This window comes from Ramlibacter algicola, assembly GCF_016641735.1.
In the GTDB taxonomy this organism is placed as follows: domain Bacteria; phylum Pseudomonadota; class Gammaproteobacteria; order Burkholderiales; family Burkholderiaceae_C; genus Ramlibacter; species Ramlibacter algicola.
Genome location: NZ_JAEDAO010000001.1, coordinates 2960487 through 2969579, shown reverse-complemented (window position 1 = coordinate 2969579; position 9093 = coordinate 2960487). Strand labels below are relative to the sequence as shown.

The 9093-nt window shown below is 69.3% G+C and carries 12 protein-coding genes; 6 read left to right on the top strand and 6 right to left on the bottom strand.

Annotated elements, in window-relative coordinates:
* Positions 1-70 precede the first annotated feature (70 nt).
* The 6 genes from I8E28_RS14455 to I8E28_RS14430 all read left to right on the top strand — a co-directional run bounded on the left by I8E28_RS14455 (position 71) and on the right by I8E28_RS14430 (position 3942).
* Positions 71-544, top strand: a complete 474-nt coding sequence (locus tag I8E28_RS14455; protein WP_200788743.1) for a MarR family winged helix-turn-helix transcriptional regulator — start codon at positions 71-73, stop codon at positions 542-544.
* Between the two features lie 201 nt (positions 545-745).
* The gene (locus tag I8E28_RS14450) at positions 746-1252 is read left to right on the top strand and encodes a hemerythrin domain-containing protein (RefSeq protein ID WP_200788742.1); all 507 of its coding nucleotides are present in this window, start codon (positions 746-748) and stop codon (positions 1250-1252) included.
* A complete protein-coding gene (locus I8E28_RS14445) occupies positions 1249-2388 on the top strand; it encodes a glutathione-independent formaldehyde dehydrogenase (protein WP_200788741.1) in 1140 nt (379 codons plus the stop codon). Before I8E28_RS14450 ends, I8E28_RS14445 begins: the two co-directional genes overlap by 4 nt.
* Before the next feature lie 333 nt (positions 2389-2721).
* The gene (locus I8E28_RS14440; RefSeq protein ID WP_200788740.1) at positions 2722-2937 is read left to right on the top strand and encodes a cold-shock protein; all 216 of its coding nucleotides are present in this window, start codon (positions 2722-2724) and stop codon (positions 2935-2937) included.
* Positions 2934-3194, top strand: coding sequence for a hypothetical protein (locus I8E28_RS14435; protein WP_200788739.1), 261 nt, complete (start codon positions 2934-2936; stop codon positions 3192-3194). Before I8E28_RS14440 ends, I8E28_RS14435 begins: the two co-directional genes overlap by 4 nt.
* A 25-nt stretch (positions 3195-3219) precedes the next feature.
* Positions 3220-3942 carry a S1 family peptidase gene (locus tag I8E28_RS14430; RefSeq protein WP_338050788.1) on the top strand — a complete coding sequence of 241 codons (723 nt, stop codon included), beginning with the start codon at positions 3220-3222 and terminating at the stop codon, positions 3940-3942.
* Between the two features lie 34 nt (positions 3943-3976).
* Here I8E28_RS14430 and I8E28_RS14425 read toward each other — a convergent pair whose 3' ends face one another.
* The 6 genes from I8E28_RS14425 to I8E28_RS14400 are packed head-to-tail and all read right to left on the bottom strand — an operon-like array spanning position 3977 to position 9034.
* Entirely contained in the window at positions 3977-4414 is a 438-nt protein-coding gene (locus I8E28_RS14425) for a VOC family protein (protein ID WP_200788737.1), read from the bottom strand.
* Between the two features lie 26 nt (positions 4415-4440).
* A complete protein-coding gene (locus tag I8E28_RS14420; RefSeq protein ID WP_338050787.1) occupies positions 4441-5238 on the bottom strand; it encodes an ABC transporter ATP-binding protein in 798 nt (265 codons plus the stop codon).
* Entirely contained in the window at positions 5235-6302 is a 1068-nt protein-coding gene (locus I8E28_RS14415) for a dihydrodipicolinate synthase family protein (protein ID WP_200788736.1), read from the bottom strand. Before I8E28_RS14415 ends, I8E28_RS14420 begins: the two co-directional genes overlap by 4 nt.
* Before the next feature lie 8 nt (positions 6303-6310).
* Positions 6311-7177, bottom strand: a complete 867-nt coding sequence (locus I8E28_RS14410) for a GNAT family N-acetyltransferase (RefSeq protein ID WP_200788735.1) — start codon at positions 7175-7177, stop codon at positions 6311-6313.
* Positions 7164-8228, bottom strand: coding sequence for an NAD-dependent epimerase/dehydratase family protein (locus I8E28_RS14405; protein ID WP_200788734.1), 1065 nt, complete (start codon positions 8226-8228; stop codon positions 7164-7166). The genes I8E28_RS14410 and I8E28_RS14405 overlap by 14 nt, the downstream gene beginning before the upstream one ends.
* On the bottom strand, positions 8225-9034 hold the full coding sequence (locus tag I8E28_RS14400; protein WP_200788733.1) for an ABC transporter permease: 810 nt from the start codon (positions 9032-9034) through the stop codon (positions 8225-8227). The genes I8E28_RS14405 and I8E28_RS14400 overlap by 4 nt, the downstream gene beginning before the upstream one ends.
* Between the last annotated feature and the right edge of the window lie 59 nt (positions 9035-9093).

Genomic DNA, 9093 nt, shown 5'->3' with positions numbered 1-9093 from the left:
CGGTTTGGGCGCGATAATACGTGCATGTGCACATGTCTGCAGGACACCCTGATGCGCGAAGGGGAGCGCCATGGCTGAGCGCGACGTGGAACGGGCGCCACACCCGTGCTATTCACTGGCCGTGCGGCAGGCCGGGCGCTGGATCACGCAGCTGTACGACCAGCACCTGGCCGAGGTCGGGCTCACCTCCAGCCAGTTCGGCGTGCTGTCGCACCTGGATCGGCTCGGTCCGGTGGGGCTGGCCGCGCTGGCGCAGGCCATGGTGATGGACCGGACGACCCTCACGCGCAACCTGGTGCCGCTGGAGCGTGACGGGCTCGTCGAGATCGTGCCGGGCCAGGACGACCGCCGCCGCAAGGACCTCACACTGACGCCTGCCGGGCGCGACAAGCTCAAGGCCGCGCGCCCGCACTGGCGAAGCGCCCAAGCCTCCTTCGAGAAGCACTTCGGCGCCGAGGACGCGACCGCCTTGCGGTCGCTGCTGCATGCGGTGCCGCGCGGCCGCGACCGCACGAAAAAGGGAGCCGGCGGCGCGTCCGGCTAGCGGTGGCGACCCACCTCGCGCCGGGCTGAGCGCAGCGAACACGCCGCCATCGGCTTGCCCGACGGCGTTGCGGCCGGCAGCCTTCCGCCCGGCCGCGCCCCGTCCTCGTCGCAGGCGCGGTCGCACGGCCGCACGTCGTCGTCGCTGTAGTCCGCGCGCCTCGCCCGATCGCAGACTGCACGTTCCACCTTAGGAGCGTGTATGAGTGCAACCCTGTCCTACCCGGACGCCGTCGACTTGCTGGACGCCGACCACAAGCTCGCGCAGAAGATGTTCCTCGACTACAAGGCCATGAGCCAGGACGGTGCGCCGTCGGAGGCCAAACGGACGCTGGCGGCCAAGATCTGCCAGGACCTGAGCGTGCACACGCAGATCGAAGAGGAGATCTTCTACCCGGCCGTGCGCGAGGCCATCGGCGACGACGCCCTGATGGACGAGGCGCTGCTCGAGCACGCCGAGGCCAAGGAGCTCATTGCGCGTATCCGGCGCATGGCGCCGAACGACGCCGCCTACGACGACATGGTCCAGCAGCTGTTCATGTCGATCATGGACCACGTGATGGAAGAGCGCGAGCAGATCTTCCTGAAGGCGCGCTACTCCACGGCCGACTTGCGCGGCATGGTGCCGCAGCTCTACGCGCGCAAGAAGGAACTGCAAACCGGAGCGCCTGCGCCTGCGCCGGCGGGGAAGAAGAAGGTGCCGGCATGAAAGCCCTCGTCTACAAGGGCCCGCGCGAGGTCAGCGTGGACAACGTGCCCGACGCGCGCATCGAGCGCGCGACCGATGCGCTGGTGCGCATCACCCGCACCAACATCTGCGGCTCGGACCTGCACATGTACGAAGGCCGCACGGACATGAAGCCGGGCCGCATCCTTGGGCACGAGAACGTGGGCGAGGTGATCGAGGTCGGAAAGGCCGTGGACCGCGTGAAGGTCGGCGACATGGTGTCGCTGCCGTTCAACATCGGCTGTGGCTTTTGCGAGAACTGCGAGCGCGGGCTGAGCAACTACTGCCTGACATGCAACCCGGGGCTCGCCGGCGCCGCCTACGGCTTCGCCGACATGGGGCCCTACGCCGGGGGCCAGGCGGAACTGCTGCGCGTGCCTTACGCCGACTACAACGCGCTCATCCTGCCGCGCGATGCCGTGGACAAGCAGAACGATTACGTGATGCTGTCCGACATCTTCCCGACCGGCTACCACGCCACCGAAATGGCGCAGGTGCAGCCCGGCCGCTCGGTGGTGATCTACGGCGCCGGCCCTGTCGGGCTGATGGCCGCGCTGTCCGCACAGGTCAAGGGCGCGAGCCTCGTGATGGTGGTGGACACGCACAAGGACCGGCTGGCGCTGGCCGAGAAGATCGGCGCGGTGGCCATCGACGACACCGAGGGCGGCGGCATCGAGCGCGTGATGGAACTCACCGGCGGCCGCGGCGCGGACTGCGGCTGCGAGTGCGTGGGCTACCAGTGCTGCAACAAGCACCAGGAGGAAGTGCCCAACCTCACCATGAACAACCTGGTGCATGCGGTGAAGTTCACCGGCCACATTGGGTGCGTGGGGGTGTTCGTGCCGATGGATCCGAACGGCAAGGAGAAGCTGCAGCAGCGCGGGCAGATGGCGTTCGACTTCGGCATGTTCTGGTTCAAGGGCCAGAAGCTGGGCACCGGCCAGTGCCCCGTGAAGGCCTACAACCGCTATCTCAGCCGCCTGATCGAGCAGGACAAGGTCAAGCCCTCGTGGATCGTGTCGCACGAGCTGCCGCTGGAGCAGGCGCCCGACGCGTACAAGAACTTCGACGCGCGCAACGACGGCTGGACCAAGGTCACGCTGGCACCGAACGGGTGATGCTGCGACGGCGGTGGTCGTCGGCGCCGAGAGGCCGGCGGCCATGCCCTTCCCAGGCAGCGCACGGCCGCGCCGTGTAGGACGCCGGCTCGACGCGGGAGCCGAGGGAGGCTCGCCAGCAGGTTCATTCACGGACGGGCCGGCGCGCTGCAGCCATGTGGGTTAACATGGCTGCGCCGACGCTCCCCAAGTCCGCATCCAGGTTTTTCTCTTCCCCTGTCTCCCGCCCCGCGGCGACGACCGTAGTCGATTCTTCCCTCCGATGGTTTCTTGGCGTCGCACCACGCGGCGCAGCGCTGCGTGCCAACAACCTTCGACAGAAAGTGATCGACCATGACGACAGCACAGACCGGAACCGTGAAGTGGTTCAACGACAGCAAGGGCTACGGGTTCATCGCACCCGATGGCGGCGGCGAGGACCTCTTCGCGCATTTCCGTGAGATCCAGGGCGACGGCTTCAGGTCGCTCGCCGAGAACGCCCGCGTCCAGTTCGACGTGACCCCGGGTCCCCGCGGGCCGCAGGCTTCCAACATCCGGGCGGTGCAATGAACGGCACGCTCCTCGCGAACGCCACCCCGCAGCAGGTGGGCAAGTACCTGGTGTCGCCGCTGGTGAAGTGCCTGGGCAACGGCTGGTTCGCCAGCTCGGTCTCCATCCGCTCCGGCTCGGGCAGCGGCACATCCGACCGTGTCCTGCGCCTCACGCGCATGTTCCTGTCGGTGCCCGAAGCCGTGGCCTACGCCCGCGCCGAAGGCCTGCGCTGGATCCAGGGTGTCACCGATGCACACCGCAGGGTCGCCGCCTAGCGCGCCAAGCGCTGCGACGGCACCCGTGGGTGCCGAGCCACTGCTGCTCACGACGACCAGGCTGTCGACCTTCCAGGGCCAGCAGCTGCTGACCGGCGCGACGGGGTTCTTCTTCCGGCGCGACGGCCGGCTGTTCGTCGTCACCAGCAGCCACGTGCTGCGCGACGAGGTCAGCGGCCACCATCCCGATCGCATCGAGCTGGTCCTGCACGTCGACCGCACGAACCTCACCCGCGTGGTGAACTACTCCGTGCTGCTCTACCAGTCAGGGCAGCCCGTGTGGCGGCAAGGCGAGGACTCCGCCGGCCCGGTGGACATCGCCGTGCTGGAGCTGGACGCCGCCAACCTGCCCGCCGACCTGGCCGTGAGCGCGTTCGAACCGCGCCACCTGGCCTCGGCATCGGACGGGGTGGAAGTGGGGCAGTCGCTGCGCGTGACGGGCTTCCCGCTCGGCTTCTTCGACACCGTGCACCACCTGCCGGTCGTGCGCCACGCCATCGTCGCGTCGTCGTTCGGGGTCCGCTTCCAGGGCCTGGGCTACTTCCTCACCGACGGCCGCATGCACCGCGGCTCCAGCGGTGCGCCGGTCGTCATGCGCTGCGACCAGCTCGGTGCCGCGCTGCCGTGGCGCCTGCTGGGTGTGCACTCGTCACGCATGGACATGGGTAACCGCGATCGCGTCGAGGACGACATGCTCGGCCTGAACTGCGCCTGGTATGCCGACATGCTGATGACGTTGACGCGCTGAAGCGGCGCGCCGCGCCGGTCGCGACCCTGTCCGCCTACTTGGCGAACAGCGACTCGAGGTTGGCGAACGCCTTGAGCTCGATCGCGTTGCCCGACGGATCGCGGAAGAACATCGTGGCCTGCTCGCCGACCTCGCCCTTGAAGCGGATGTAGGGTTCGATCACGAACTCGGTGCCCGCGGAGCGCAGCTTGTCGGCCATCTCGTGCCACTGGGCCATCGACAGCACGACACCGAAGTGGCGCACGGGCACGCCGTGGCCGTCCACCGCGCTCACCGCGCTGAAGTTGCACTCGTCGGGCGCGAGGTGCGCCACGATCTGGTGGCCGTGGAAGTTGAAGTCGATCCAGTCCGGCGAGCTGCGGCCCTCGGGGCAGCCCAGGAGTCCGCCGTAGAACCGGCGCGCCTCGGCGAGATCGTGCACGGGGAAGGCGAGGTGGAACGGCGGCATGGCCGCGGCTTGGGGGGTGGTCATCGCAGGGATTGTCATGGAGGGCGGCTCTATTCGACGCCGAGCAGCTCGTAAATGCGCCCGACGTACTCGCCGAACTTCGGCGTCGTCTTCACGTGCAGGCGGCGCGGTTCCTCGAGCTCGATGGGGAAGAAGTCGGCCATGCGTGCCGGCCCCGCGGTGAGCACCGCGCAATGCGAGCCCAGGAACACGGCCTCCTGGATGCTGTGGGTCACGACCACGAAGGTCTTGTGGCTCTGCTCCCAGATGCGCAGCATCTCCAGGTTCATCTTCTCGCGCGTGAGCGCATCGAGGGCGCCGAACGGCTCGTCCATCAGCACCAGCTTGGGATCGTGCACGAGGGCGCGCGCGATCGAGGCGCGCTGCTGCATGCCGCCGGACAGCTCGTACGGCATCTTGTCCGCATAGCCGTGCAGGCCCACCATCTGCAGCAGGTCCTGCGCGCGCTCGCGGGCCGCCTTGCGCGGCAGCCCGAGGATGTCCGCCGGCAGCAGCACGTTGTCGAGGATGGTGCGCCACTTCAGCAGCAACGGCTGCTGGAACACCATGCCGACGTCGCGACCCGGGTTGAAGTCGCCGCCGCCGATCTCCAGCGTCCCGCCGTCGTGCCCATGCAGCCCCGAGAGGATCTTCAGCAGCGTCGACTTGCCGCAGCCCGAAGGTCCGACCAGCGACACCATGTCGCCCTCGTAGATGTCCATCGTGACGTCGGACACCGCCAGGAATTCCTCGTCGCGCTTGCGGTACACCTTCCGCAGCTGCTGCATGCGGATCAGCGGCGTGCGCGTGGCGGCGCGGGCGTCTGCTGCGGACAGGGACGGGGTCACGCCAGCCACCGCTGCAGGTTGTCACGCACGAAGGCATCGTCGGCCAGGTCGCCGTGCTGCCGGTACACGCGGTCGATCTCCTGCGCCTGGCCGGCACCCAGCCCTTCGTCCGGATCGAGGCACCAGATGCCTTCGAGCAGTCCCTGCCGCCGCAGCACCTCATGGCAGCCCGCGATGCAGCCGTGGAAGTTGTTGGCGACGTCGAAGAAGGCGGCGTTGCAGTCCGTCACCCGCGAGTCCAGCGACAGCAGCTCGGGCGGCAGGCTGCCGCCATGCGCAGCCAGCGTCGCCTTCACCTGCTGCAACTGCCGGACCGCGCTGGAGGTCCACACCGACCAGTGTCCCAGCAGGCCGCCACGGAAGCGCACCGTGACCGGCTGGCCCTGGCGCATGGCGGTGAACGGCAGCGCGAGGTCGAGGATGATGTGGTCGTCGTTGCCCGTGTACAGGAAGACGCGCTCCTCGGCGCCGGCATCGACCAGCCCGCGCACGACGTCCAGCGTGCGGTAGCGGTTGAACGGTGCCACCTTGATCGCCAGCGCATTCGGGATCTGCGCGAAGCGGCGCCAGAAGTCGCTCGAGAGCACGGGGCCGCCGACCACCGTCTGCAGGTAGAAGCCGACCAGGGGGATGACCTCGGCCACCGCCTGGCAGTGCGCGACCAGCTCGTCCTCGGACGCCGACGCCATGGCCGCCAGGCTCAGCAGCCCGGCGTGATAGCCCAAGCCGACGGCGATGTCGGCTTCCTTGAGCGCCTGCTGGGTGCCGCCGCACAGGCCGGCAACCATGGCCATGGGTCGCTCGCTCCACGCGAGGCGGTCTTCCATCGCGCTGCGCAGCACCGTCTCGTACAGCCCGTGCTGGCGGATCGCGAACTGCGTCGTGTGGACGCCCACCGCAAGCCCGCCTGCGCCGGCATCCACGTAGTAGCGGGTCAGCGCACGCTGGCGGCGCCGGTCGAACTTGCGCTGGCTGTCCAGCGCCAGCGGATGGGCGGGGATCACGGCGCCCTGGGCCAGCAGGGCGAGAACGTCCTGGGGCAGGTCGGACCGGTTCAATGGCATGGAAACTCCTAGGCGAATTCGGGGCCGGCGATGGCGTGGAGGAACGCGGCCTGGCCCGAAGGGGGCACCTTGCCGGCAGGGGCCAGTGCCATTCGTGCGAAGCCGCGTTGCGGCTGGAAGCCGGCAGCCTGCAGCGTGGCGCGCATCAGCGGCCGGTCATCCGGGACATCGATGTAGATCGGGCCGGCGATGGCGTCGGCCACCTGGGCCAGTGCTCGCGCCGCAGCGTCCTCCGTGGCGGCCAGCAGCGGCCCGACCTGGTGGGCCGTGCGGCCGGCACGCACGACCGCCCACGCGTCGCCGGTGCGCAAGCAGCGCGTGGACGGCCGCCGTGCGATCTGGCCGATGACGGACGATCGCTGGAAGCCCAGCGCCTGGCCGTCGAGTTCCACAAGTGTCTCGATGGCGGCGGCCTCGTCGCCCACGGCCCGATCCGTCGCTGCGGCACGTGCCTCGCGACGCCAGCGCGTGAGCCGCCACAGCGACTCGAAGCCGAACTGCCGGTACAGCGCTTCGCCCGCCGGCGTCGCATCGAGCATGGCCACCCGGCCATCGGCCTGCACCTCACGCAAGCAGTGGCTGAAGACGGCGCGGCCCAGGCCCTGGCCGCGCACGGAAGGAAGCACCAGGATCATGCTGATCCACGCCACCTGGCCGGGCGCGCCCATGGGCAGCACGGCGCCACTGGCGACGATGCGGCCGGTGTCGTCGCGCACCACATGGATGCTGCCCGCCTGGTGGAACAGCGCCCAGTCGTCGGCAACCTGGTTCCAGTTGCTGGCGGCCACCAGGGCTTCGAGCATGCCCAGCGACCCGGCATCGAGCTGCGCGAGCCGCTCCACGCCGCCGACCGGGGCCGACTCAGTACTTGCCATCCCGCTGCTCGAACTTGGTGGGCTTGCCCAGCAGGCGCCCTTCATTCGCGATCCAGTCGGCGACCCACGCCACCAGCTGCTTGAGCGGCACGCGCGGATAGCCGAACAGGCGCTCGGCCTCGCCGGTGTTCATCAGCCACGCGGTGGGCGCCTCCTGGCCGGTGATTGTGACCGGCTTGCCGAAGCGGCGGCCGAACTCCTCGGCCAGCCACCGGATGGACGTCGTCTCCGGGCCGCTGACGTTCAGCGGCGAGGTCGGCACGGTGGCCACGGCCAGGCAGCGCAGCGCCTGGGCGTTGGCGTCGCCTTGCCAGATCACGTTGACGTGGCCCATCGTGACGTCCACGGGCTGCCCCGCCCAGACCTTCTGGGCGACGTCGGCCAGCACGCCGTAGCGCATGTCGATCGCATAGCTCAGTCGGAACAGGCGCCCGGGCGTGCCGTGGAGCTGCGAGAAGTGCTGGAACAGGCGTTCGCGGCCGACGCAGGAATTCGCGTACTCGCCCGGGGGCGTCGGCAGCTCGTCCTCGCTGGCGCCCTGGCTGGTGACCGGCACGAACGGGTACACGCAGGCGGTGGAGAACGCCACGATGCGCGACCGGGTGAACGTCTCGGCGACCAGTCCCGGCACGTACGTGTTCATGGCCCACGTCAGCGGCAGGTTGCCGCCCGCGCCGAACTTGTGGCCGGCCATGAAGACGATGTTGGGGCACTGGGGCAGCTTCGCGAGCGCGGCCCGGTCCTGCAGGTCGCAGGCGATGGTCTCGATGCCGTGCTGGCCCAGCGACTCGCGCACTGCGGGGTCGCTGAAGCGCGCGACGGCGATGACGCGGCGCGACGCCGGCAGCGCGTTGCGCGCCAGGCGGGCCAGCGTCGGGCCCATCTTGCCGCCCACGCCGAGGATCATCAGGTCGCCCTCGGTGCGGGCCAGGTCGCGCACCAGGTCGCGGGACGGCGTGGCCAGGTAGTCTTCCAGGGCCGCTTCGGAAGCGAAGCGTTCGGGGAAGGGCAGGTCGTCCAGCAGCGGACGCCCCGAATGGGTGTCGTTCATTGAAGTCTCGCGTCTTGGGTGATGAAGAGCCGCTCCAGCAGCAGGACCAGCCCGTAGAGAAGCACGCCGAGGCCGGTGATGAGCAGCACGGCCATGAACACCGCGGGCGTGTCGAGCGAGGCCTGCACCTGGATCATCAGGTAGCCCAGGCCCTTGTCGGACGCGATGAACTCGCCGACCACCGCACCGGCGACGGCCAGCACGGTGGCGACCTTCATGCCGGAGAACAGGTACGGCAGCGAGCCGGGGAGCTGGATGTAGCGAAACAGCTGCCAGCGCGAGCCCTTGAGCGCACGCACCAGGTCGAGCAGCTCCGGCTCGGTCTCGTTCAGCCCGCGGATGGTCGTGAGCAGGATCGGGAAGAAGCACAGGCTGAAGGTGATCAGGATGTTCGGCCCGATGCCGTACTTGAACCACACGATGATCAGCGGCCCCATGGCCACCTTCGGGACCATGTTCAGGGTGACCAGCAGCGGGAACAGCACCAGCGTCAGCCGCTTGCTCGTGATGAACAGGAGAGCGCCCAGCACGCCCAGCACCAGCCCGAGGGCGTAGCCGCCGAACACCTCGATGGCCGTCACCCCGGTGTTGGCCAGCCACGAGTAGCTGGGGCTGGCGAGGGTGGCCAGGATGTCCGAGGGCGCGGGCAGCACGAACTTGCGGATGCCGAACGCGCGCACGGAGGCTTCCCACAGCACGAGCATCGCGACGTGCACCGCGACGATGGTGGCCCAGCGGCGCCAGGCCGGCAGGTCGGGCAGCGTGGCGGATGCGGTGGGGGCGAGCACGGCGCCGGGAGAGCTCATCTCGGTCCTTCTGGGGGCGTCATGGGCGGGCATGGTAGGAGGGCGGTCGCCCGGAGTCA